At 50.0% G+C, this 25,064-nt stretch carries 18 protein-coding genes and 1 tRNA gene; 11 read left to right on the top strand and 8 right to left on the bottom strand.

Features of this window, described 5'->3' with window-relative positions; translation table 11 throughout:
- The first annotated feature begins 72 nt into the window (after positions 1-72).
- The 4 genes from plsY to ACG2F4_RS01225 all read left to right on the top strand — a co-directional run bounded on the left by plsY (position 73) and on the right by ACG2F4_RS01225 (position 3,084).
- Positions 73-777 carry a glycerol-3-phosphate 1-O-acyltransferase PlsY gene (gene plsY, locus ACG2F4_RS01240; protein WP_395257476.1) on the top strand — a complete coding sequence of 235 codons (705 nt, stop codon included), beginning with the start codon at positions 73-75 and terminating at the stop codon, positions 775-777.
- A complete protein-coding gene (locus ACG2F4_RS01235; protein ID WP_395257474.1) occupies positions 774-1,784 on the top strand; it encodes an NAD(P)H-dependent glycerol-3-phosphate dehydrogenase in 1,011 nt (336 codons plus the stop codon). Before plsY ends, ACG2F4_RS01235 begins: the two co-directional genes overlap by 4 nt.
- 142 nt (positions 1,785-1,926) lie before the next feature.
- Positions 1,927-2,610 carry a helix-turn-helix domain-containing protein gene (locus ACG2F4_RS01230; RefSeq protein ID WP_395257472.1) on the top strand — a complete coding sequence of 228 codons (684 nt, stop codon included), beginning with the start codon at positions 1,927-1,929 and terminating at the stop codon, positions 2,608-2,610.
- 18 nt (positions 2,611-2,628) lie between these two features.
- Positions 2,629-3,084: a HesB/IscA family protein gene (locus ACG2F4_RS01225; RefSeq protein ID WP_395257470.1), complete on the top strand. Its 456-nt coding sequence runs from the start codon at positions 2,629-2,631 to the stop codon at positions 3,082-3,084.
- Positions 3,085-3,179: 95 nt separating this feature from the next.
- On the opposite strand, the gene ACG2F4_RS01220 is transcribed toward ACG2F4_RS01225, so the two are convergent.
- A complete protein-coding gene (locus ACG2F4_RS01220) occupies positions 3,180-4,379 on the bottom strand; it encodes an acetylxylan esterase (RefSeq protein WP_395257468.1) in 1,200 nt (399 codons plus the stop codon).
- Between the two features lie 592 nt (positions 4,380-4,971).
- Here ACG2F4_RS01220 and ACG2F4_RS01215 point away from each other — a divergent pair.
- Genes ACG2F4_RS01215 through ACG2F4_RS01205 form a run of 3 tightly spaced genes read left to right on the top strand, consistent with a single transcriptional unit; the run spans position 4,972 to position 11,807 of the window.
- Positions 4,972-8,247 (top strand): SusC/RagA family TonB-linked outer membrane protein, encoded by a 3,276-nt coding sequence (locus ACG2F4_RS01215; RefSeq protein WP_395257466.1) that lies wholly within the window; start codon positions 4,972-4,974, stop codon positions 8,245-8,247.
- A 32-nt stretch (positions 8,248-8,279) separates the two neighbouring features.
- Entirely contained in the window at positions 8,280-9,740 is a 1,461-nt protein-coding gene (locus ACG2F4_RS01210; protein WP_395257464.1) for a SusD/RagB family nutrient-binding outer membrane lipoprotein, read from the top strand.
- Between the two features lie 48 nt (positions 9,741-9,788).
- Positions 9,789-11,807: a hypothetical protein gene (locus ACG2F4_RS01205; protein ID WP_395257462.1), complete on the top strand. Its 2,019-nt coding sequence runs from the start codon at positions 9,789-9,791 to the stop codon at positions 11,805-11,807.
- A 64-nt stretch (positions 11,808-11,871) separates the two neighbouring features.
- Here the strand turns inward: ACG2F4_RS01205 and ACG2F4_RS01200 are convergent, their stop codons facing one another.
- Entirely contained in the window at positions 11,872-13,620 is a 1,749-nt protein-coding gene (locus ACG2F4_RS01200) for a DUF2339 domain-containing protein (RefSeq protein ID WP_395257460.1), read from the bottom strand.
- Positions 13,621-14,006: 386 nt separating this feature from the next.
- Here ACG2F4_RS01200 and ACG2F4_RS01195 point away from each other — a divergent pair, with 386 nt between their 5' ends.
- Complete coding sequence (locus tag ACG2F4_RS01195) at positions 14,007-15,014, top strand: YhdH/YhfP family quinone oxidoreductase (protein ID WP_395257458.1); 1,008 nt, start codon at positions 14,007-14,009, stop codon at positions 15,012-15,014.
- A 6-nt stretch (positions 15,015-15,020) separates the two neighbouring features.
- On the opposite strand, the gene ACG2F4_RS01190 is transcribed toward ACG2F4_RS01195, so the two are convergent.
- Positions 15,021-15,485 carry a response regulator gene (locus ACG2F4_RS01190; RefSeq protein ID WP_395257456.1) on the bottom strand — a complete coding sequence of 155 codons (465 nt, stop codon included), beginning with the start codon at positions 15,483-15,485 and terminating at the stop codon, positions 15,021-15,023.
- Between the two features lie 188 nt (positions 15,486-15,673).
- Between ACG2F4_RS01190 and ACG2F4_RS01185 the strand changes: the two genes are divergently transcribed.
- Positions 15,674-16,660, top strand: a complete 987-nt coding sequence (locus ACG2F4_RS01185) for an endonuclease/exonuclease/phosphatase family protein (protein ID WP_395257454.1) — start codon at positions 15,674-15,676, stop codon at positions 16,658-16,660.
- A gap of 38 nt (positions 16,661-16,698) precedes the next feature.
- On the opposite strand, the gene ACG2F4_RS01180 is transcribed toward ACG2F4_RS01185, so the two are convergent.
- The 3 genes from ACG2F4_RS01180 to recJ form a co-directional block, all read right to left on the bottom strand.
- On the bottom strand, positions 16,699-16,929 hold the full coding sequence (locus ACG2F4_RS01180; protein ID WP_395257452.1) for a hypothetical protein: 231 nt from the start codon (positions 16,927-16,929) through the stop codon (positions 16,699-16,701).
- Between the two features lie 1,243 nt (positions 16,930-18,172).
- Positions 18,173-18,245 (bottom strand) — tRNA-Phe (locus ACG2F4_RS01175).
- A gap of 88 nt (positions 18,246-18,333) precedes the next feature.
- Positions 18,334-20,049, bottom strand: a complete 1,716-nt coding sequence (gene recJ / locus ACG2F4_RS01170; RefSeq protein ID WP_395257450.1) for a single-stranded-DNA-specific exonuclease RecJ — start codon at positions 20,047-20,049, stop codon at positions 18,334-18,336.
- 560 nt (positions 20,050-20,609) lie between these two features.
- Between recJ and hslO the strand changes: the two genes are divergently transcribed.
- On the top strand, positions 20,610-21,515 hold the full coding sequence (gene hslO / locus ACG2F4_RS01165) for an Hsp33 family molecular chaperone HslO (RefSeq protein WP_395257448.1): 906 nt from the start codon (positions 20,610-20,612) through the stop codon (positions 21,513-21,515).
- 76 nt (positions 21,516-21,591) lie between these two features.
- Positions 21,592-22,845 (top strand): NAD(P)/FAD-dependent oxidoreductase, encoded by a 1,254-nt coding sequence (locus ACG2F4_RS01160; protein WP_395257446.1) that lies wholly within the window; start codon positions 21,592-21,594, stop codon positions 22,843-22,845.
- 190 nt (positions 22,846-23,035) lie between these two features.
- Here ACG2F4_RS01160 and ACG2F4_RS01155 read toward each other — a convergent pair whose 3' ends face one another.
- A complete protein-coding gene (locus ACG2F4_RS01155; protein ID WP_395257444.1) occupies positions 23,036-23,911 on the bottom strand; it encodes a YihY/virulence factor BrkB family protein in 876 nt (291 codons plus the stop codon).
- Positions 23,912-23,943: 32 nt separating this feature from the next.
- Positions 23,944-25,053 (bottom strand): quinolinate synthase NadA, encoded by a 1,110-nt coding sequence (gene nadA, locus ACG2F4_RS01150; RefSeq protein ID WP_395257442.1) that lies wholly within the window; start codon positions 25,051-25,053, stop codon positions 23,944-23,946.
- Between the last annotated feature and the right edge of the window lie 11 nt (positions 25,054-25,064).

The raw sequence follows: 25,064 nt of genomic DNA, 5'->3' as shown, positions 1-25,064 counted from the left end.
GATGTTGAAATTGATAAAGCAGGTTGTCGGGAAGTCGTAAGTTCAACAGATACCTTAAAAAATAAATAACGTATGTTAGCACTTGCGGTAGTAGTCATATTGAGTTACCTGGTGGGTTCGATCCCTTCATCTATATGGATGGGCCGGCTGGTGAAAGGAGTCGATATTCGGAATTTTGGCAGCGGTAACGCCGGGGCTACCAATACATTTCGCCTGCTGGGATGGAAACCGGGGGTGGTTGTGCTGTTAATCGATTTTATGAAAGGATTTGCCAGTTCGTTTTGGATCAGTCAGCTTGCCTACTTTATTGGGTCTGGTCCCATTTCCGTGATCCCCAACTGGAGTGTAGACCCATTTCTACAAATTCTATGTGGAGTGGTGGCTGTTGTCGGGCATATGTTCCCCCTTTATTCCAGCTTTGACGGCGGAAAGGGGATGGCCACAGCGGCCGGGATGCTCAGCGGTATTGAGCCGATCTCCGTCGGCATAACGGCGGGTGTATTCCTGGTTGTCATGCTGGTCAGCCACTACGTATCACTGGCTTCTCTTGTAGCCGCATTTATCTATCCCATCATGCTGGTTATACTCCGGTACCTGTTCGGATGGCCCCTGGATGGCAGTATTTTAATATTCGGGGCCCTGATCGGTTTGGGAATCATAATAAAGCACCGCGGTAATATCCGGCGTCTCCTGAAGGGAGAAGAAAACCGGATCAGCTCCTTCAAGCCCGCGGTCGGATGGTTGAACAAGGATGAAAAAGGGCAGGCCACATCGTGAAGAAAGTCTCTGTAATCGGGGCCGGCAGTTTTGGAACTGCCCTGTCGGTGGTTCTGGCACGTGCGGGGAATGATGTGCAACTGTGGGCACGCGAATCGAAAATTGCCTATGCAATAAATCAGAATCACCGGAATCCCACCTACATACCGGATGTGACCCTTCCTGATTCCGTGGTATGCTACACAAACCTTGAAGAGTGCCTGCATAAACGCGATATGATTGTCTTCGCAACCCCCTCACACGCCATGCGGGAGGTGGCGAAAAGGGTGAAAAGTCATCTTTCCGGCGATGAGATTATCGTCAGCGTGGCCAAGGGCATTGAGAACGATACGTTTATGACGATGTCACAGGTGCTGGACCAGGTGCTGGAGGGGGTCATCATCCAGGACCATATCGGGGTGATTTCAGGTCCCAGTCACGCCGAGGAGGTCAGCAAGTTTCGGCCCACTACGGTCGTCTCCACCTCCTATTCGAAACGAACGGCCGGGATCATTCAGGAAACCTTTATGACCCCGATGTTTCGTGTTTACCTGAACTATGATATCATCGGGGTGGAGGTCGGCGGGTCGGTAAAAAATATTATGGCAATTGCAGCGGGCGTCATTGACGGGGCAAAACTCGGAGATAATGCCAAGGCGGCATTGATCACCCGTGGGCTCCACGAGATAAAACGGCTGGGGATGACGCTGGGAGCGTCGCAGGACACGTTTTCTGGCCTGACAGGAGTGGGAGACCTGATTGTAACCTGTACCAGCGAACACAGCCGGAACCGTTTTGTGGGGTACCAGATCGGGCAGGGCAAAAAGCTGGATGAGATTGTTGACAGCATGGAAATGATTGCGGAGGGCGTGCGAACGACCCGTTCTGTACACGACTGGAGCCGCAAGCTGAATATTGAAATGCCGATCACCGATGCCGTATTCCGGGTTCTTTTTGAAGGTGAAAATCCCGAAGATATCCTGTACGATCTGATGACGCGGGATCCCAAAGAGGAGATCGTTATATAAATATCCTGCCTCTGGGTGTACTATTCCCGGTGGCGAGCCGTTGAATCGGGTGAGCGTGGAAGCAAATGTTTGGCTCATGGTTTTGTCAAAAACTTTGTTAATTTAGTGAAGGTAACAGGCTAATCGTATTAATTGAGTGGCTATGTACTTTGAGAAATCCAGCGCGGCTACCCAATCGGAAATGTCCTATCTTGACGTTAAAAATCTTGCACAAACAGGCGAAGGCAAGTTTCTGGAATTCAAGCGTACAATACCTTCGGCCGAAAAGATCGCCCGAGAAATTGCTGCGTTCGCCAATACAAAAGGGGGAACCCTGCTCATTGGCGTAGACGACGACAAATCGATTGTGGGCGTGGAGGGCTACCACGAAGAGGAGTTCCTGCTTAACCGGGCCACCCGCGAAATATGTCTGCCGCCCGTGGAAATAAGCATTGAAGTTGTACACTTCGGAGAACGGGACCTGCTTGTGATTAAAGTGCCCGAAGCCAAAAATAAACCGATTTTTGTGCAGCACAAGAAGAGGAAAACGGTCTATGTCAGGAAGGGTGACCAGAATAAAGTGGCCAGCCGCGAGCTTGTGGCCGTCATGAAAAACAGGCATTCCGACGAAGGCGTTACCTTTCAGTACGGTCCCAATGAGCAGAAATTATTTCGCTATCTGAATGAATATGGAGAAATTACGGTTGAGAAGTTTTCTCACCTGATTGATGTGCAGTCAGGGAAAGCCTCCGGTATTTTGGTGAATTTAGTCAGTGCCGGGGTGCTCAACTTGTTTACAAAAGACAATATTGATTACTTTACGTTTTCCCAAAAGTGTGAATCCTGAATTTTCCAACTTAGAGTTATGCCAGCAGCACAAGACGATGATTTAGATTCCGTAATTGCGGATTTAGTGGATGATGATGTATCTGATGAGCAAACCGAGGAATCGGCATTTTCAGGTATTGATACTTCCAAAACCACCACCAAAGGGCCCAAGGTTTCACTTACCGAACGGGCGGCCCGTCAGGTCAACAGGATTAAGAAAGATGAAGGGCTGGATGAGGATCTCTACCTGCGAATGGCCGTCGAGGGGGGAGGCTGCTCCGGGTTAAGCTACAAGCTGGGGTTTGATTACAAATCGGACGACGACCAGGTATTTGAAAGCAACGGTATCGAAATTATTGTGGACAAGAAACACCTGATGTACCTGGAAGGCATTTCCATCGACTATCCAGACGGACTCGATGCGCGCGGCTTTACCTTCGATAACCCCAACGCCGAGGAAACCTGCGGCTGCGGCAGTTCGTTTGCGACGTAATGTAGCCTCCCGTACTTCAATTTCACCAGGAAATCGGTTCGTGCCTGTCCTCACTGCAGCTGCCTTTATCAGATGAATGCCAAGAGTTATTGAGGCTATTCCAGTCCAAAGTAATGGTTCGAAAAATGGAGGAACTGCTGCCAGTCATACAGGGTCAAATCGTGTTCGCCTTTTCGAATGTGGTAGCCTGCGTGAGAGGTGTGAACGGGTGTATTCTCATCGGGCAGCTCAGGCGGTAAAAAGATCGGGATGCCATAAATTTGCTGATAGACCCGGGATCCGTGGAACAGGGACAGGTATTCCCCGCGTGGATCAGCCCACTGGTCTTCCTGGGCACTGGCAACGTACACCGCCCGGGGAGCGATCAGGGCGATGAGCATATGTTGGTCTACCGGCAAGGCAGACTCATTATCGTTGTAAGTATTAAAGTTGGGAGTAAACCAGTAGGGGAAACCGCTGTTGATGCGCTGTACCGTTTCCCCGAACCTGCGCCGGGAAAGGGCCGCTCCGCCGGCACCGGATTCATTGGAGACCGTGACAGCCCATCTGAAATCCTGTGCGCCGGCCCACAACGCGGTTTTTCCTCCCCTGGAGTGCCCAACCAGCACCGACCGTTCCTGGTCAAGCTCTGGAGCCCGGACGATGTAATCCATCACCCGCATGGCTCCCCATGCCCAGGCTGAAATGGTTCGCATGCCACTCTTTTTCTCCAGCTGTTCGGGATACAAGGTCTTCAACAGGTCCTCATCGTAGGTTTCGGGATTGTCATCGGAAAGGTCCTCAACATCAAAAACGGCTGCGGCGTATCCCTGTTTAACGATGTATTCAGCTGGCCAAAAATCTTTTTTTACCTGCCGGGCTATATCCATGTTTTCGGGACCCCGGTGATTGATGAGTACTGTTACGGGGACTGGGGACTGTACGTCATTGGGAATGAGCAGGTTTAGCCCAATACGGATGCTTTTCCCCTTGCGGCCGACTGTTATTTGCACCTGCCGAGCGGTGACTGACCCATTGAGCGCTTCAGGATTGGAACTGACGGTGCTAAATTCGATAGAGTCGAAATGGTCTGGAACCTGCCCGTAAACGTGCTCTTCAAAAAGCTCAATAATTTCCACACGTCGATTAAACTCCCACTCGTTTGTGGTTTCTGCAAGCGTTCCTTCAGAGGTTGTAAAGAGGTCCGGCAGGGTATAATCCGGGACGTTGGATTCATCATAATTGGTCTCCTGACCCTGTGCGATTTGAAAAGAACAAAGGCATATCAAGAGCGCGATCCAGCGAAATTGAGTCATAAGTTGATCGGTATTGTTAGCTGTTACTGGTTGGAATTCATATCCCGACATTCCTGAAGCATGACAATCGGGTAAGTGACCGGCGGGCTCCGGCACTTTCCAAAAGATTGTACCCTGTCATATTATCCACCGGCGACCATTAAATTTTATAACCGCTTTTCATCAGGTAATAATAGTCTATAACAACCACCATTTCCAGCCGGGCAACCAGTTGTTGTGTAAAGAGTGCCGGTGAAGAAAATAAAAGCATAACTACGAGCCCGATTAGCGTAAATAATTTTCCCTAAAAAGATATTTAAATTAAATAATTAAGTCATATAAATTTAATTGACTAAATAATTTTGATTATTTGAAAAATAAACCAGTATATTTCAACCGTATTGAAAAAGGCACGGTTCCGTGCTTAAAAAAAGAGGCAACAAACTCTTAACGCTAACAGAGTAATAATCAAAAAAGAAAGGCCGAAAGTGTGGTAGCACTTCCGGCCGTAATAAACAGATCAGGTCACTATACATGGTATTGTACAACTCTTCTTCTCAGAAGAGAACGTGTGCCTTTTCTGCTTTTCTAATAAAAGCTAACATTTTTTGTCATGAAAATAAATACGTTTCTCCCCTCATCCCCTGTTAAAATCCTTTCAAGATTAATTGGAGCCGTTTTCTACGCCATTGCTGCGCTAATTTTCACGACTGTGACTCCTGACCTGCTTTCGGCCCAGGGTCGCACGATTGAAGGACAAGTCCTTTCCGCAGATTCAGAAGAGCCACTTCCCGGTGTTAATATTACGATTAAAGATGGACCCGGAGGCACCACTACTGATGCCGAGGGAATGTTTTCATTATCTGTTGACAACGAAAACAGGGTGCTTGTATTCTCTTTTATCGGATATGAGAAACAGGAAATTACCGTTGGTTCGAGTAATTTTATTGAGGTATCGCTTCGCCCCAGTGCCCAGGCCTTATCCGGCGTGGTAGTGACTGCCCTGGGAGTAGAGCGGGAAGAAAAGTCGCTTGGCTACTCGGTACAGGAAATTGAGGCCGAAAATTTGGCGGATGCCCGTGAAACCAACTTTGTCAACAGCCTGCAGGGATCGGTTTCCGGGGCGCAAATGGTGGGTTCGCCCGGAACCATGGGGGGATCCTCCCGTATTTTGCTGAGGGGGATCAACTCCATATCGGGCAGTAATCAGCCGCTGTTTATTGTCGATGGAGTGCCGATAGACAACTCGAACTTTAACAGCGCTTTAACCCAGTCGGGTGAAGGAGGAGCCCCGGATTACGGCAACGCCGCCCAGGATATCAATCCCAGCGATATCGAGTCTATCTCAGTCTTAAAAGGTCCCAATGCCGCCGCCCTGTACGGTTCAAGGGCCGCAAACGGTGCCATTTTAATCACCACAAAAAGCGGAGAGGCACGCGAAGGAATCGGTATCGATTTCAGCTCCAGTATCATGGTTGACCGGCCGTACCTGTTTCCCAACTATCAAAACAGCTACGGTGGTGGATACGTGCGCGAATTTGACGTTTTCGAGTATGATCCGACGCTGCACCCGTCAAGTTATGCGGAGTTCGATGGCCACCGTATGGTGGACTACTCCTCGGATGAAAGCTGGGGTCCAGAACTGGATGGCCAGATGGTCCGTCCCTGGCACAGCTGGTACCCGGATAATGAAAGCTTCGGGCAGCTGGAACCCTTCAGTGCCAACCCTGATAACATCCGGAATTTTTTCCAGGATGCCGCAAAACTTTCCAACAGCATCTCCTTTTACGGGGGTGGGGAAAACGCAACTTACCGGGCTTCATATACCAATCTAAACCAACGGGGGACTCTGCCCAACAGCGGCATCAACAGGCACAACGTGGCGCTCAGCGGAAGGCTGGATCTGACCGACAGGTTGCACGTATCCTCGAAGATCAATTACATAAGTAACAGGGCAGAGGGCCGCGCCTCGGTGGGCGACTACAGCGGAACCGGGCGAATGGGCGTGATGTCCTCTTTTAATACCTGGTTCCAGCGCCAGCTTGACATGGATCAACTGCGGGACTACCAGGCGGACGACGGCTCATTTAAGCACTGGAACCTGTCAAGTCCCACCAATCTCGATCCCTTTTACTGGGTAAGTCCCTATTTCGAGGTCTATGAAAATACAAACAACGACAGCAGGGAACGGGTCTACGGTTTTTTGTCCCTGTCGTATGATATACGGGAAAATCTGAGCATAACCGGCTGGGCTCGCACCGATTTTTATGATGACCGGAGAGAGCGCAGGGTGGCCGTTGGGCACGTCAATCCGAGCATGTACAGCCAGGATATTATCTCCAAAAGAGAGGATAACCTGCAGGTATTGACAGAATACAATAATGACTACGGGGATGTTACGCTCGGCGCCACCCTGGGAGGAAATATCAGGAACGAGTCATTGCACCACGAGCAGATGGAGACCATTGGCGGACTTACTGTCCCCAACTTCTACAATATCGAAGCCTCGGTTGATCGACCATTTCTTGATGATTATGAGGAGGAGGTCCTGGTATACGGGGTGTTTGGAAGTACGAACATCGGCTACAAGGAGACACTGTTTTTGGATGCTTCCCTGAGAAATGACTGGTCTTCCACATTGCCGGTTGACAACAACTCATATCTCTACCCGGCCCTTTCATCCAGCATTGTTTTTACGGAGTTGCTTCCGATGAACAAGTTTTTGAGTTACGGGAAATTGCGTGTTGGGTGGGCACAAGTGGGAAATGCCACCGATCCATACCGGTTAAGCGGGTATTATGAACCCCAAACCGGGTACGGGAGCACCCCCACATTTAATGTCCCAGACATCCTCAACAATTCCGAACTAAAGCCGGAGATCACCACATCAACAGAAATCGGGACAAGCCTTGAGTTTTTCAGTGGCAGCGTGGAACTGGATGCTACGGTATACCAGACAAGATCGAGGAACCAAATTGTGGATCTGGCTGTCTCCACCACCAGCGGGTACTCCGCGGCCATCATAAATGCGGGAGAAATAAAAAACCAGGGTATAGAGGTCTCTCTGAACGGGTTCATCGTTACCAATCCCAATGGGTTAAACTGGAATTTGAAACTAAACTGGGCGCGCAATCAAAATGAGGTGGTAGAGCTGGCCCAGGGACAGGAAAATTATCAGCTGGTTGATGCCAGTTCGGGGAATGGCGTCTCCCTGAACGCACGGGTGGGCGAGCCCTACGGCACGCTCATCGGAGACGGGGTCGCCACCAATGAAAATGGAGAGAAGCTGATTGACGAGAACGGCTTATATGTCCGCGAGCCCAATAAAGTGCTGGGCAATGTGCTGGCTGATTTTACCGGTGGCGTCCGAAATACCTTTAAGGTCAAAGGTTTGAGGCTAAGCGCGCTGGTGGACTACCAGGTGGGCGGTGATATCTTTTCCGTAACCAGTGCCACCGGTATGTACGCGGGCTTGCTGGAGGAAACTGTGGGTTTTAACGACAAGGGTAATCCTATTCGAGACCCGGTCAGCGAAGGGGGAGGGATCAAGCTGGAGGGAGTCAAACAAAATGGGCAGGCCAACGATGTGTATGTCGAAGCGATCGACTATTTCAAAAACATGTTTGAAGGCCAGCATATCTATGACGCCAGCTTTATCAAGCTGCGGGAGGTGACGATCAACTACACGCTGCCCCAGCGGTTGCTGGAAAACCTCCCGATGCGGGATCTTTCTGTGGGACTCGTCGGCCGAAACCTGTTGATTTTGCACAAAAACATACCCCACGTAGATCCCGAAACGGCCATGGGATCCGGCAACATCCAGGGGTATGAGTCGGCCCAGCTTCCCACGCCCCGGTCCATAGGCTTCAATATCAAAACCTCCTTTTAATCGTCAATCGATAATCCAGGAATATCAATATTATGAAGAAGTTAACCTCTGTTCTGTTTGTTTTAGCAGCTTCCATCGCGTTGTATGGTTGTTACGACCATTTCGAAGAGATCAACACCGATCCCAACAATCCCACCGAAGTCCCCACCCCGTACCTGCTGGCCAACGCCCAGCGAGAATTGGTACAAGAGGTGCTTGGCATGGACTCCAATACAGGGCATACCAACTGGGCGATGCAGTATGTACAATACTGGTCAAATACCCTGTACACGGAAACCACCCGCTACCAGACCGTCGAAGCGGACTGGAGTTCCTTCTATAATGAAGGGTTGGCCGACCTGCAGGAGATTATCAATATAAACAGCGATCCGGAACGGATGGGAAAAGCCAGCCAGTACGGGAGCAACAGTAATCAAATTGCAGTTGCAGAGATTTTACAGGTGTGGGGTTTCCACAATGTCACCGACATTTGGGGCGATGTGCCGTATACCGATGCACTGAAAGCCAGTGAAAATTTTGCCCCGTCCTACGATCGCCAGGAAGAGATCTACGACCATATGTTTGGCAAATTAAACAGTGCCATTTCCAGGATTGAAGAGAGTGAACGAGCCCCGGAGGGCGACCTTATTTTCGAGGGGAATATGTCCAACTGGAAGACATTTGCCCACTCCCTGAAACTGCGGCTGGGGATGCGACTGTCGGAGGTAGCACCGGCCAAAGCAGAACAGGTTGTCAGCGAAGCGGTGCAGGGGGGAGTCATAAGTTCCATAGAAGAGAACGTGTATTTCCCTTACCTGACCTCTTCGCCCAACTTTAACCCGTGGTACCATGAAGCGTATGTGGAAGGGGGCAGTTTCAACCTGGCGGTAACGAATACGGCTATTGACAGGTTGAAAGCGTATGACGATCCCCGGCTGTATGTTTTTTCCGCTCCTTCTGTGGATGGTGGTGAGTACACGGGCATCCCCTATGGGGTGGAGTCAGGCGTGGCCTCGGCTTATGACAACGCAGAAGTTTCGTTCCACACCGACGTGGTATACAACTCTCCCGGCAGAATCATGACCTATTCCGAAGTGCTGCTGCTGCAGGCGGAGGCCGCCGAGCGCGACTGGATCAGCGGTGATGCCGCCACATTTTATGAGCAGGGTATCCGTGCCAGCATGGAGGAGTGGAGTGTGCCCGACACGTTCGATATCGATGCCTACCTGCAACAAAACATCGTGGCCTACGATCCCGCCTCGTACAAGCAAAAAATCGGCAACCAGCTCTGGTTTGCCCTCTATACACAGCCACTCGAAACGTGGGCCGAATGGCGGCGGCTGGGATATCCCGACCTGCAACCCGCCCCCGATGCTTTTCGCGGACGCGATATCCCACGCCGCCGAGGATACCCGAATAGCGAAAGTGATCTGAACAGAGAGAACTACAACGCCGCCATAGACCGGCAGGGTCCGGATGAAATGTCAACCCGCATCTGGTGGGATTCAGAATAAGCCTAACCAACATTCCAGCAATCCATTAATCAACTAATAAATTTTATCATGAATAATTCCATTGCAAGCAGATCAATTATTACAACAGTATTCATTTTCGTGTGCGTGTACCTGAGTGCGGCACAGGAAAGCGGGGAGCGCTACAAGCATCCCCTTGATCCCCTTAATGCCCGGGAACTTCAGACGGTGCGATCTGTGCTGGAGGAGGAAGGCAAGGTGGAAAGCGAGCGGATTGAAAATCACGAAGTGGCTTTTGGGATGATATTCCTTCATGAACCGCATAAAGAGGAAGTCCTTCAGTATAAAGAGGGAGAGGAGTTTACCCGGCAGGCATTTGCCTCGGTCTACGACTATCCCAACAACAAGCTATACGAGGCGATAATTGACTTGAACACCGAGCAGCTTGTCTCCTACAAACATATTCCCGGCAAACAACCGGTCGGTACGTTTGAGATGGATTCAATTGCTACAGAAATTGCCAGGGCCGATCCCGAGATGCAGGAGGCGCTGAACAGGCGCGGAGTACCGATCGATTCTGTGGAATTCAGTGGCAATTATGCGGCGGATTTGAGCATCAACGGGAAAGGAAATCGTGAAGAGATCGTCTCCGCCTCGTTCAAGGACTCGCGCGTGGGGATCAGGGGATTGTATGCCCACATCGATTTAACCGATCGAAAGGTGCTTAAAATAGTTGACGAGGGCGAAGGATTCAGCGAAAAGTCGGATCTCAAATATTTTGATCCCGACAGCCTCGAGTCCACGCTGGAGCCGATGAAGCCGGTGATTATCGATCAGCCATACGGGATGAACTACAAAATCCGCGGCCACCAGGTGATCTCCCCCTATTGGAAGTTCCGGTACGGCATACACAACCGCGAGGGACTCGTGATCTACGATGTCCAGTATTTTGATCCATTCCAGGAAAAATGGCGCAAAATCATGTACCGGGGTTCCATCGCCGAAATGATCGTAAATTACGGTTCGCCGGAGCTCGATGAAGCCTCGAACAACTACTTTGACCAGGGGGAATTCCGCTTTTTCCAGGAGAAAAACCGCCCGCTGAACGCCGGCGCCGACGCCCCCGAAAATGCCACCTACATCGATGCCTGGGTACATGACGACAAGGCTAATCCCGTAAAAATTGACAGTGCCGTAGCGATTTTTGAAGGATACGGGGGAGCCCTGTGGCGCCACGGGAAAGTGGGCAGACGCGCCACCGATCTCTCTATTAAATACTACATCAAAGCGGGAAACTATGATTATGGTTTTGAATGGATTTTCAAGGAGGACGGGACGATTCAGGTAAACAATGAACTGCAGGGTATTGTGCATATCCACAGCGTGGACCGACAAGATGATCGCTCATACCCGGAGGACGAGCACTACAACGGCGCCCCGTACGGGGTGACGGTTCATCCCAATGTGGAAGCCAACAACCACCAGCACTGGCACGTGTGGCGCCTCGATCTGGACGTGGATGGTATCAACAACACGGTGGAAGAGAAAAACAATATCGCGGTGCCGCCGGGCCCGAAAAATCCGTATCGCAATGCGGTGGTGGCCCAGACCGACGTCTTTGAAAATGAGCACGACGCGATGCGAGACTCCCATGCTCCCAGCAGCCGCCGGTGGCGAATTATGAATGATGACAAAGAGGGCGGAAAATACGGGCATCACCCGGGCTACGTGTTGGTCCCCAAGAAAGGGACGGTTCCCCTGGCGCGGGAAGGGTCTTCACTTTCGAACCGGGCGAAAGTCCTGTGGCACCATCTCTGGGTAACGCCCTATGAACGGGACGAAATGTACCCAGCCGGTATGTACCCGCCCAGCGACCAGCAGTTTGCGGGACTGCCGGAGTGGACGAAGAACAACCGGAATATCAAGGATGAGGACATTGTCGTGTGGTACGTCATGGGCAAGTCGCACATCGTTCGCCCTGAAGACTGGCCGATCATGAATCACGCTTCCATGTCGTTCAAACTCACACCGTGGGCCTTCTTTGAATCGAATCCGGTATGGGGCAAACCCCCGGTTCATGAAAAGATAATCGAGAGCATGAGGGATTAAACCTGGTGCCGCCAATAACGATCGGTACTGACCTGCCAGGCGTTGAAAACCTGGCAGGTCTTATTTATTTCGTTCCCCCCCACCGTTTATGCAGCAGGTAGCTGACCACCAGAAATACGACGCCAAACCCGATAAAGAGTAAAATCCGCAGCAGCGTACTTATTTGAGACAGGTCGACTAAAAACAGCTTGCCGACTACTAAAAAGATGGTGGCCATTCCAGCAAACCGAATGCGGTTGCTCTCCTGCCGGAACCCCAGGAATAGAATAAGCAGGGCATAGATACCCCATGCCACACTCACGAACGCCTGCCCGTTCTGCAGAATCGAGAGCTCCTTCATAAACCAGCCCAGCAGGGCAAGATGAGCGGCAAGGCGGTATACCGAGACCAGGTTTTTATGTTTGTCGGTAAGATACGGGGGAACCATTATCCCGGCTATACCTGTGATAAACAGCTCTGTTAAAGCATCAAGATTCAGGATCGGGAGATCGGAACCAGGGGTTATCATCAGCCGGTCGGCCACCCATACCCCGACCAGGCCGAACAGGAAGTGAGAAGACAGGGATATGACGGTATCCGATGTTTTGGAGGCAATAATACGCAGGCAGAGCGCCTCCAGTGCCAGTGAGATGAGCAGAACCTCTCCATCAAGCAGCAGAACCAGTGCTATGGTGACAAGGATCAGTGCGGTGAATCCGTGGACGAGCGAAAGCCTGTTGAGCCCCTCTTTTCTCAAGGGTAAATAACTATATCCGACAAGAAGAGCACTGATAAGAGCGATGATTCCCCGGATTTCATCGCTTAACGTCCAGAGCCCGAAGGAATAAAAGAGCAGGAGTGTCGGGGTGGCTACGGAAAGTGCCTGGACACTGGTATTTGCGATGAAGTCTGAAGATTCACCTGTATTGGACCTGACCCTGTGAGCATCGGGCCATCGGGCCGGATTTCGGAAGGCAAGCACCTCGCGAATAACGGGTATAATCCAGAATATGAGGGCGGCGTAAAGCGCCCCGAGCTGAAGCGTCCAGCGGTCGCCCGTTAATGGATCAGCAACACTGTAAATATTGTTCGCCCACCCGACCATCAAGACCAGCCAGCCCCCTGTGACAGCAGCCCAGAGCAGCGATTTCCACCCCTTCGCCAGGTATATTGTGCCGGAGCCTGCCAGGATAAGCGCAAAATAAAGGATGAGCATGACCAGTGAACCTTCCCCCGAATAGAGCATAAAGGGAGTTGCCAGTCCCCCGAGAGTACCCAGAACCGATAGAATGATTTCGTCGTGCTGGATGGCCAGGTAAAGCGCAAGCAGGGTAACGCCTACCATAAATATCCACACAGCACTGGTGGAGACAAAGGAATATAGCTGAAAGGTGGCAAATCCGGTGATATAAAAAGTGGCGACTCCGCCCCCCAGCAAAATTTGTCGTGGAACAGTGTTTTTTCCGGAGACAAATCCGGCTCCCAGCAGGCTGCCCCCCACGGCCAGACCAAACGCGCTGCGGACCGGTGGAATCAGCCAGCCCTGGTCAACCGAATACTTAAACAGGAATCCCACGCCCAGCAGCAGCAGACCGATGCCAAGCCAGTTCAGCCAGTTTTCACCGACGGGGATGCTTCCCTCGTCCCGGCGATACCGTTTTCCAGGTGGTTCCGTTTCCTCAAATTCGAGGTCAGGCTCTTGCGGGGTATGTACTTGTCGCTGATCTTTATCCCTGATCTCTGCCTGGTGCAGAGCCTGCTCCAGAAACCGGACCTTCTTTTCCAGCCGGGTTACGCGTTCCTCCAGGTTATCTGTATGTTCTTCCTCTGGCATAGAAGTGATGTGATCCCACCGACTCAAATTATGTCAGCTGCGCTGGCTGTTAACTGTACTGGCCTGTCAAAACAGGTCAACTAATATAACATCTGACGCTTTCTTTTCTAGATAAAATTATTTTGTTCCGGAAAACCACCCGGATTTTATGGAGTCCCAGCTGAGATAAAAAGGAGATTGGAAAAAACAGCACGGTTTGATAACCTGTTTTATATACCGTGAACAGTGTTTTTAGAAGGCCTTGGCAATTTTTCGATTTGTCGTCGTGAGGGAGTTGTGCTCCCGCTTGACACCCAATAAGGTCGGTGGTACAACCACCTCCCAGCAAAACAGAATGTTTGACAAAGGCCTCGAAAAAGAAGGATTAATAAATTTATCAGGACAATATGGGTAGTCGTACTTTTCAGGCGTATGTGGTCCGGTTGAATGACAAAGGAGAATATGTAGGTGAAATAAAGACGAGGCGCGTTGCGGATCTTCCCAGGCACGATCTGCTTGTTCGCGTTCATTATTCGTCGATCAACTACAAAGATGCCCTTTCTGCGACGGGTCATCAGGGAGTGACCCGTTCCTACCCGCATACGCCCGGAATCGACGCGGCCGGTGTTATCGAGCACAGCGATGACCGGCGCTTCAGGGAGGGGGAGAAGGTCATCGTCACAAGTTTTGGCTTGGGAGAGGATACCCCGGGCGGGTTTGGCCAGTATATCCGGGTACCCGCCGACTGGATTGTGCCGCTGCCCGCTCACCTTTCACTGAGGGAGAGCATGATACTGGGAACAGCTGGATTTACAGCGGCTCTGGGGATATACAAGCTGCAGCACAACGGCACTTTCCCCGAAGATGGACCTGTATTGGTGACGGGAGCCACCGGGGGCGTGGGGAGCCTGGCGGTAGCAATCCTGGCCCATGCGGGCTATACTGTGACCGCTGCCACGGGTAAACAGGATCAACAACAATTCCTGAAGAAACTGGGAGCCGAAAATATAATCTCCAGGAAGGAAGTGCAGGCCGAATCCGACAAGTCACTGCTCAGTGCCCGCTGGGCCGGGGTTGTGGATACGGTTGGGGGAATCATGCTGGATACGGCGATACGACAGGCCAAACAAAACGGCACAGTCACCTGTTGCGGCAATATTCTGGGAGCTGAACTGAATACCAATATCTATCCCTTCATTCTACGGGGCGTGAGCCTGATGGGAATCGACTCGGGGCGATGCCTGATGCCACTGCGCAAAAGAATATGGCGCTACCTGAGCACCCGCTGGAAGATTGCTCATCTCGACAGCGTGGCACGCGAGATTTCACTGCAGGAGGTAGAGGATAAGATAAAAAAAATCCTTCGCGGCGATCAAACCGGAAGGATTGTGGTAAACCTTAACATAGGCAAATAAATGCAGCTAGGCTGATTTATTTATGATATGTTGGTCATGGGAACTTAGATTCTTGATACTTCGATCCCCGGTTACCGATTCGCCGTTTTGGATAAAGGCCTTCTCGAGGGGGCCTGCCAAATCGGCGCTGGAAATAGGCTTAACCAGGTAATCCGTAAAGCCGGTTTGCTTGGCGCGCTCATAGTTATAACGGTCGGAGTTGCCGGATAAGTAGATAACGGGGACGTCAGAAATCCTCCTGATTTTTTTCATCGCTTCAATCCCATCCATCTCACCTTTTAAAATGATATCCATCAATATAAGATCGGGCTCAAGCTCGATGAACTTCTCAATCGCTTCTTCACCGCTGACGGTTTTGCCCACTACCTTGTGACCTAGCTTTTCGATGAGTCGTTCTTCCACCAGCGAAAGAAGCATGTCGTCTTCAACAATGAGAATTCGTTTCCGGGAATCTGTATTCGTTTGTTCCATATCTACCACCAGTTGTTATCTGCTTGTGTTTGGCAACGCGCTCTGCTTTTCAAGCATTAAAATTTCTTAACTTTAAAGTATTAAAAAAAATTAATGTTGCAAAGTGTTACTTTGGGTTCTTGTTTTTATATAGAGCTTTTCTAAAGCTGCCTGCCAAGAATCCGCATTTTAAATATGAGGAGAGTCGGATGAACAGATACCATGTTAGCTGGTGGAATGTAGAAAACCTGTTCGACGTACAGGATACGCCCTCACGACCGGCCTATCTGAATGACAGGTTGAACCATGAACTGCAGGGATGGAATCAGCAGGTGCTGGAACAGAAGCTTTCTCAACTTGCACGCATCATCATTCAGCTCAATGATGGAGAGGGACCCGATCTCCTGGGATTGTGCGAGGTCGAAAATGAGAATGTACTCAATCAGCTGCTGGGAAAACTGGCTCCCCTGAATCGGAATTATAAGGTGGCGCACCACAACACTGCCGATAACAGGGGGATCGATATCGCTTTTATATACGATGCAGATCTGTTCACAAAGGAAGAACAATTCAACTATGTTGTCCTCAAACGAAGTGCCACCCGCGATATCTTCCAGGTAAATATGAGAACCAGGAGTGGAAATGAAATCATCTTTATAGGAAATCACTGGCCCTCCAGAAGTGGAGGAAAATACCCGTCAGAACCCTTCCGGATGATGGCCGCTGAAACGCTCAGCTACTGGATGGAGCGGATATATGAAATCCGGGGAAGCGATACACCTGTAATAATTATGGGTGACTTCAACGACCAGTGTTTCAACCGTTCGATAACGGAATATGCCCTGGCTACCAACTCTGTACAAAAGGTAATCAATGCGCGGAGTCCCCGCCTTTTTAACCTGATGTGGCCGATAGATGGAACGGGACAGGGGACGTTCTACTACGACAACTTTCCACTGGTGATAGACCAGTTTATGCTCTCCAAGGGATTGTTCCTGGGTTCTGCGCCAATTCGGCCGGGCACCTACCCGGATGGCAACCTGGCAAAAATAGATCTGTTTAAAGAGATGGTGAGCGATGGCGATTATAGAGATCCCATCCGGTTCGGGCGCCCTTCAGGCAGTAGCTTTAATCCCCACAGCGGATACAGCGATCATTACCCCATCTCAATGATACTCCTTGAAAAGCAGGATTAACGTAGCAGCGGCAATAAAGTGTGCTGCCTGCAGGCAGACTACAACCACGGCAGGCATTTAAATGGTCCAAAAATAGTATTCCGGATAATACTGTACCCGGTATTCTCCCCGCTGCTTGTTATGATGTTGCCATTGTGAATCTTGTAGCCGGTAAACTGCCCGTTCGTGTTGATAATTGCGTTGCCTTCGATTCGGGTGTTGGTAAAGCCACAGGAGTCGCAAATTTCTCCCTTTTCTTTGATAAAATACCCCGTATAGATCTGAGACATGGTTCTGTTATTTGGAACGAATTAAATTGAATTCGAGCACCATAGTATTTGCAGATGATTTTGGGAGAAATGTAACCTGGATTTTTCAAACCTTCTGTAGGGGAGAGGAGCACAGGTTTGTAAGTGCAGGTATGAAAAAGAGAGAGCTTTTACAAAACCGTTGTTCCTGGATTTTTCACCAAGAAATTTGTTTTGCAGCAAGGCAAAAGGGAAATGGCCGCGCAGAGGTACCGTTGTACGTTGAGCCGGTGATGTTCCCTTTAAAACAGTTGAGAGGGAACATATCCCAGCGCTTTATACCCTGTCAACCCAAAAGGTCGGTAAAATATGGCGTAAGGTACTGCCTGCCATCAGGCTGCATGAGTTTTTCATAAATTGCCGTGAGAAATACGGGTTGTTTTGTGACAGGCTGTACATCCTGGGATTACCATGGGCGCACTTTTCCCGGTGTATTTGTAACGTCTCCATAAAAAACCCCGGCAGCCGTCAGGCGACCAGGGATAGGCTCTCATTTAGAATTGAAGTTTATCGAAATCGTTGATTAACACTCCAAATTGAGAGAGCATAAATTAAAATGATCAGGCAGATGGTCAGCCAAGTGTATTGCGCCGGGGTTAGTTCCATCTTTTTAAGTTGTTTTGGACTGTATGTAAGTCACAGCCGTCGTTTCCGTCTGAAGATGATACATGACTAATATGGAAAGGAGCGGGATTAAATTCTCAAATATTAGAAAAAATTAATCCTAATATTGTTGAAACGACAAAATTGGTCAAGTGGTGGAGGGATGGGGCGTGGCCATTATTGTAGAGGCCTTTGCAAAACCCCAATATGCTCGTTCTGAGGGAGTTGTACTCCCCCTTTATGAGCTGGTCGGTGGTACACAACCACCTCCCAACTAAGCATCAGGTTCTGAAGAGAACTCCACTACATATTTGCATACTAATAGCTGTTGGAATTAGACAGGCTGTTTAGCTATACAAAAACAATTTCCAGGTGAATTACAGCAAACTGCAGTATAAGGCGAAAGATTTCGGATCTTTCCTCTTTTATTTATTTCAGGAGTATTCCCAATTGTACCCAAAATTGTACCCCTTAAGGGGGAAAAGGGAGGAAATGGCTGTTCCTTTTTGTTCCTTTCCGTTCCTTTTTATTCCTTCGTTGTGCGCGGAAAAGAAACAAAAAAAGGCCATTAAAACGCCTGAGAGCGGGTTTTAATGGCCTTTAGAAGACTTGAGAAAAGAAGTGGGACCGGGCGGAATCGAACCGCCGACACCACGATTTTCAGTCGTGTGCTCTACCTACTGAGCTACAGTCCCTTTAAAGATCTCTTTCGGATCATCTCTTTAGTAAGAGTTGCCAAATATAAAATCTTTTCGCTTTTATAAAAAGGATGATTCCATTTTTTTAGTCTCCCTCAATATGCAGGTCTTTTAATTTTATCTGGAGTGTTCGTCGTCCATTCCAGTGGTTTTCCTCCAGCGAATAAGCGATGTGCAGCGCGCCGGGTTCGGTATTTCGCAGCATCGGCAGGTATTCATGCATGTTGAAGCCTATTACATCAAATTTGCCCGACCCGTTTTGGGAGACTTTCATCTTCAGGTGTCCGGATCCCACGATTGTGGGTACTCCCTCTACCTGTACACCTTTGCTCACAAAGACCGGCCTCATATTGCCGGGTCCAAACGGTTTAAACTGGCTTAGCAGTTTCCAGAATCGCATGTTAATTTCGCTGAGATCCAGCTCGCAATCGACCTCCAGCTCCGGCTCAAAGTCGTCTGAATTGAGATTGCCCGAGGCAATCTGGTTAATGCGGTTGCGAAATTCATCCAGGTTTTCACCTTTAATGGTCAGTCCGGCTGCGTACTCATGTCCCCCGTACTGCTCCAGCAGATCCTCGCACTGTTTCAGGGCGTTGTAGATATTGAAGCCCTTGATGCTGCGGGCGGAGCCCTTGATCATTCCATCCACTGTACTCAGCATAATCGCCGGCCGGTAATAGGTGTCGACCAGGCGGGAGGCCACAATCCCGATCACGCCGAGATGCCAGTCCGGATCGTGCAATACCATGGATGAGGTCTTCTCCAGGTTGAAATCGCGGCTGACCATGTCAACCGCTTCTTCCATGGTCTGGCTGTCTTTGTTTCGGCGCTCAATATTAATTGATTCCAGCTCATGTGCCCGGGCTTTAGCTTCCGATTCGGTTTCCGAAATCATCAGTTTAACCGCCTTCGAAGCATCGCCCATGCGCCCGGCGGCGTTGATGCGCGGACCGATTGAGAAAACGATGCTGGAGGTGGATATGCTGCCGATATCAATATTAACGAGTTCAAGGAGCGCCTTGATACCCACTCGCGGATTGGTATTGAGCATGCGCAATCCTTCCCGCATCAGGATCCGGTTTTCATCGATAATCGGCACTATGTCGGATGCGATGGAGATCGCCACCAGGTCCAGAAACTTGTAGGCAATTCGTTCATTCAGGCCCAGCTTGGAGATTGTTCCCTGGACCAGCTTAAAGCCCACCCCCGCCCCGGAGAGCCCTTTAAAGGGATACTGGCAGTCAGGTCGTTTCGGATCCAGCACTCCAACGGCGCTGGGAATTTCAGAACCAACATTGTGGTGATCGCAAATGACAAGATCAATACCCTGTTCTGCCGCCATCCGGGCCTCTTCAACAGCGGTTATTCCGCAATCTACCGACACGATCAGCTTTGCCCCCCGCCGGCGGGCAAACTGGATGCCATCGGGGCTGATTCCATATCCATCCTTGAACCGGTGAGGAATAAAATATTCCACATCGACCCCAAAATCTTTCAGGAAAATATACAGTATGGAAGTGGCTGTCGTGCCATCGACGTCATAGTCACCGTACACCAGGATCTTTTCTCCGGATCGTATGGCCGAAGCAAGCCGCGTACTGGCCTTGTGCATATCTTTCATCAAAAAAGGATCGTGGAGGAGATCCAGGTCAGCGCGAAAGAATTTTTTGGCTTTGTCAAAGGAATCTATTCCCCGGAGCGACAGCAGGTAAGCAATTTTTTCCGGTATACCCAGCTCTTCCTGCAACCTGGATATAGTCTCCCCATTCTCAGGCTTGTTGTAAACCCAGCGAAATGGCATAATTCACCTTGTTTTTTTTCTTTTGTCATAACAAACTACCGGCGGTCAAACCGGGTAGCTAGGGTTCTAAAAACAAGTTTTTTCACGAAAACAGTTTCATTACAAAATACAATTTAGCCACCAAAAATCATTAATTCTTTTGTCCGGTCAACCAGCTTGTGAATCTTTCGGCCGGCACGGCCGGGATGCCATTCGGTTAACCTGGAGCTACCCGAAATACACATTTTGGGTTACCTTGCAACGGTCCCGCTGTTTTTGGAAGGGAGACGAAACCGAGAGGTGTACGGCTCAAAAACGGATTTGAGCCGTAACGGATACAAGAGCTGATGTGTATTCGACCTGTATTCTGTATATTCCTCAAGTAGAAAATTGTTGGGAAGACTACCCGAAATTTACCTGCGAACATACCAATACTGGTCAAAACGAGGTTTTATAGAACCCTCTGCGAGATCGCAATTAAACCGTGGACCCAAACGTTTCAGAAATGGTTTCCGGGTGGCTCAAATGATTGGGCTGCCTTTTTTGTTAATTCAGCTTCACATTAAAACCAACCGTTTTCAATGCTTTCTAAAAAACAGTTTGAACATAAAGATCGACTTGTCAAAGGAATTTCAGACGATGGCCATTTCAAAATTTCGGTGGTCAAAACAACCGATGTGGTCAGGACGGCTAAAGAAAAGCACGGCCTTTCCCTGCTGAATACGGTGCTGTTGGGACGGGCCTTGACCGGGGTGATGCTGCTGGCCTCCGAGCTGAAGGGCGAAGAGCGGATACAGCTGCGCATCGACTGTGACGGTCCCGTCGGACAAATTGTCACCGAGGCGAACCGTGTGGGCGAAATCCGGGGATATGTACAAAACCCGGCGGTTGAGCTGGATTACTCCGACCGTGAAATCCAGCTAAGTGACGGCATCGGGAATGGAGTCCTGACGCTCAAGAAAATTCTTTACAATGAAGCGGAACCCAAAACAAGCACAATTGAGATCGTGAAAGGGAACATTACCGATGATCTCGCTTTCTACATGTTCCAGTCAGAGCAGGTTCCTTCTGCCATACTCCTGGATGTCGGTATGGATGAAAAAGGGGAGGTTACCGAAGCCGGAGGAATACTCGTTCAGCGTCTCCCCGATGCCCCGGATGGCAAAATCGATGAATTGCGTGAAAACCTGAAACAGTTCAGCTCCATCCACAAGCTGTTTTCAGAAGGATTGTATATCGACGATTTAATGGAAAGGGCACTGGCCCCCATGAAAGTTAGCGAGCTGGACCGCCAGCCGGTAGATTTTTTCTGCCGTTGCACGCGCGATCGGTTTGTCAACGCCCTTACAATGCTGGATTTTGAGGAACTCCGAGAGATTAGTGATGAAGGGCAGGAGCTGGTTTGTCACTTTTGCAATGAACACTACCAGGTTTCACAAGAAGAAATTGAAGAGATTGTGACGCAGGTCAAAGCCAGGATGAACTGATGCCGGCATAGATAAATTTTTATATTTTGCGTCGTAGAAACTGCAATCTTTCAACATTGAAATTTAACTTCTGTCAATGAGTGATCAGAAGCATGTAATAATTATCGGCGGCGGATTCGGTGGTATATCAGCGGCCAAAGAGCTCCGCAACTCGGGAATGAAGGTGACGATCATTGACAAAAACAATCACCACCTGTTTCAGCCTCTCCTCTACCAGGTGGCAACCGCTGCGCTCTCTCCGGGTGATATTGCGGTTCCCATCCGGGCGATGTTTGGCAAGTTCAGCAATATACAGGTGATACTTGGGGAGGTGACCAATATCAACAAGCGGGAGCACGCGCTGGAGCTGAAAGACGGCCGAACGTTTGAGTTTGACTCCCTGGTCGTAGCGCCGGGTGCCCAGTACAACTACTTCGGTAACGATCACTGGGCCGACAATGCTCCCGGTTTAAAGTCGATTTCAGATGCCCTGGAGGTTCGCGAGCGTATCCTGCTTTCGCTTGAGGAAGCTGAACAGATCGATGATCCCAAACTGCGCGAACCCTATCTTACCTACGTAATAATCGGCGGTGGTCCTACCGGCGTTGAAATGGCGGGGGCCATAGCGGAAATCGCCAAGCGGAACATGATGCGCGATTACCAGAACTTCAGCAAGAATGAATCCCGAATTTTTCTGGTGGAAGCGGGACCGCAGATCCTTAACGGCTTTCCGAAATCACTGGCTGAAAAGGCGCGCCAATCGCTGGAGGATATGGGCGTCAGCGTACTGTTGAATACGCCCGTAACCGAGATAAGTGAAAACCAGGTAACGTTTAAAGAGGGTTCAATTGAAACGCCCAACATCATATGGGCGGCCGGGGTGGCCGCTTCTCCGCTCATGAATTCGCTCGGGGAACCCCAGGACCGCACGGGCAGAGTCATGGTCAACAAAGATCTCTCCATATCTGATCATCCGGATATTTTTGTTATCGGCGATGCAGCCCACCTCGAGGAGAAAGAGGGGGAGCCACTTCCCGGCCTGGCCCCGGTGGCAATGCAGGAAGGGCGCTATGTCGGGAAACTAATTCGCCAGCAAACTCCTGTTGATGAGCGCGAACCGTTTCACTACGTAGACAAGGGTACGATGGCCACTATCGGTCGGGCCAAGGCGGTGGCTGATGTCAAGGGATGGAAAGTAAGTGGCTTTGTCGCCTGGGTAATCTGGTCGGTAATCCATATTTTTTACCTGATCGGCTTCCGTAATCGCATCAAGGTGTTCGTGGAGTGGATGTGGTATTATTTTTCCTTTAAACGCGGGGTTCGCCTTATAACCAATCGATTCTCCAAATAACAGGTTTGCAATGCCCCTGATATAACTTCTTGAAAAGGGGCCTTCGCAATTTTGTTGGGAGGGGTTGTACCACCGACCTCATTGACCTTTTAACGGGAGTCCAACTCCCTCCAAACGAAGAATTTAGCCGTATTTCTCACCAAAAAACTTGTGAGAAATACAGGTTGGGATTTCGCAAAGCCTCGAAGAGTCATTTTTTCATTGCATATGATTTGGGCTCAATGGGATAGCCGTAATACTCCCCAACCTGCTGTGTAACTTCGGCCCCGTAAAAGAGGATCATAGCGGAGTAGTAGACCCACAGAAGCACAACCAGTACCGATCCCGCCACGCCATAAAGGCTGTAAAGACTGCTCTGGCTGAGTATAAACCCGATAACCAGCTTGCCCAGGGAAAACAGCGCTGAGGTAAAAGCGGCGCCTGCCCACACCACCCGCCACCGTATGTTAACATCCGGCAGAAATTTATATATGCAGGCCAATATCAGGGCAATCAGCAGGAAGGAACTGAAAAAACCGGTAGCGGCAAAAAGGGGTAAATTGATCTGCGGAAAAACTACGCTTATATGATCCCTGAGAACGATAAGTACCGACTCGAACAGCACCGAAACCAGTTGGAGCAGAACCAGCAGAATAATCAACAAGAAGGAAAGAGCGCGCACTTTTAGCAGGTACAGCAGGTTATTTTCTGGTATCGGCTGCACCCTCCAGATCCGGTTTAGTGAATGCTGAATAACCGCGAAAAAGCTGCTGGAGGCAACAAGAAAAATGATGATGCCAACCAATGAAGGAAAAAATCCCTGTTTAAAAAGTTCGTAGTTGTCTACGGCCGACTGTATTGTTGTGGCAGCACGGGGTCCCCAGAGTTCTGATATCTGTCCATACAGGTCGGCGGTGGCCGCATAACTGCCGGAGAAGTACCCAAGCAGCGTGATTATGATAAGCAACAGGGGAGGAATGGCGAACAGGGTGGAAAATGCCAGGGCACCTGCCAGCGTGGTGGCGTCATCCTCGAAAAACCGTTTGGCAGCTTTCCATAACAAGGAGAATACAGGAGATATGCTCATCCACAGAATCTAGTCATCAAACGAGATATTATTTATGAGAGCTCAAGCATGCGATTGAGTGCCTGCAGGGCCGGTTTAGTCGTTTCAGGATCAACGGTGATCTGGTTGACCACTTCGCCCTGCTCCAGCTTTTCCAGCGACCACAGCAGGTGAGCCATGTCGATGCGGTTCATCGTCAGGCAGGGACACATAAACGGGTTTACCGACACGATGTCCTTGTCGGGATGTTCATTGGCGATCCGGTTGACCAGGTTCATTTCGGTACCGATCGCCCACTTGCTCCCCGCGGGGGCGTTTTCAATTGTGCTGATGATATAGCTGGTGGACCCGTTGTAGTCGGAGGCCTGTACGACATCGTAAGTACATTCGGGATGAACCAGGATATTAATTTCGGGATCTTTTTTACGGAGGTTTTCAATATGCTTGACATTGAACTTCTCATGTACCGAGCAGTGCCCTTTCCAGAGAATCACCCTGGCTTCCTGCAGGGGACCCTCGCATTCAAACTGTTCTTCCTGCGGATCCCAAACGGCCATCTGGTCAAGTGGAATACCGAGGTCGTAAGCTGTATTGCGCCCCAGGTGCTGGTCGGGCAAAAACAGGATGCGCTCTTTCTGCTTGAACGCCCACTTGATGATATCTTTGGCATTCGAGGATGTGGTAGTTGATCCCCCGTTGCGGCCTACAAAAGCCTTGATGGCAGCGGTTGAATTTACGTAGGTCAGCGGCAGAATGGTGTCACCAAAAGTCTCCTGCATGACATTCCACCCGCGCTCGGTCTGGTCGATATTGGCCATGTCGGCCATGGAGCAGCCGGCCCGCATATCGGGCAGGATTACCTTTTGGTGGTCGTCGGTCAGCATATCAGCCGTTTCCGCCATAAAATGGACGCCGCAGAAGATAATATATTCTGCTTCCTTGTTCTGGGCCGAGATTTGAGCCAGTTTAAGAGAGTCGCCCCGCGCATCCGAAAACTGGATCACTTCATCCTTCTGATAATGGTGGCCCGGCATGAAAAGCCGGTTTTCGAACTTCTGCTTGATTTCGCGGATGCGTTGCGCCATTTCAGGCTCTTCCATCTCGCGATAGCGTTCCGGCAGGCTTACCTGTTCATCTTGCTGTAAAAAATCTAGCGTTTCCATAGTGCTGATCT

The sequence above is a fragment of the Halalkalibaculum sp. DA3122 genome (assembly GCF_043951865.1).
In the GTDB taxonomy this organism is placed as follows: domain Bacteria; phylum Bacteroidota; class Rhodothermia; order Balneolales; family Balneolaceae; genus JAMQKA01.
The sequence above is the reverse complement of the archived record's forward strand: the minus strand, read 5'-3'. Positions and strand labels throughout refer to the sequence as shown.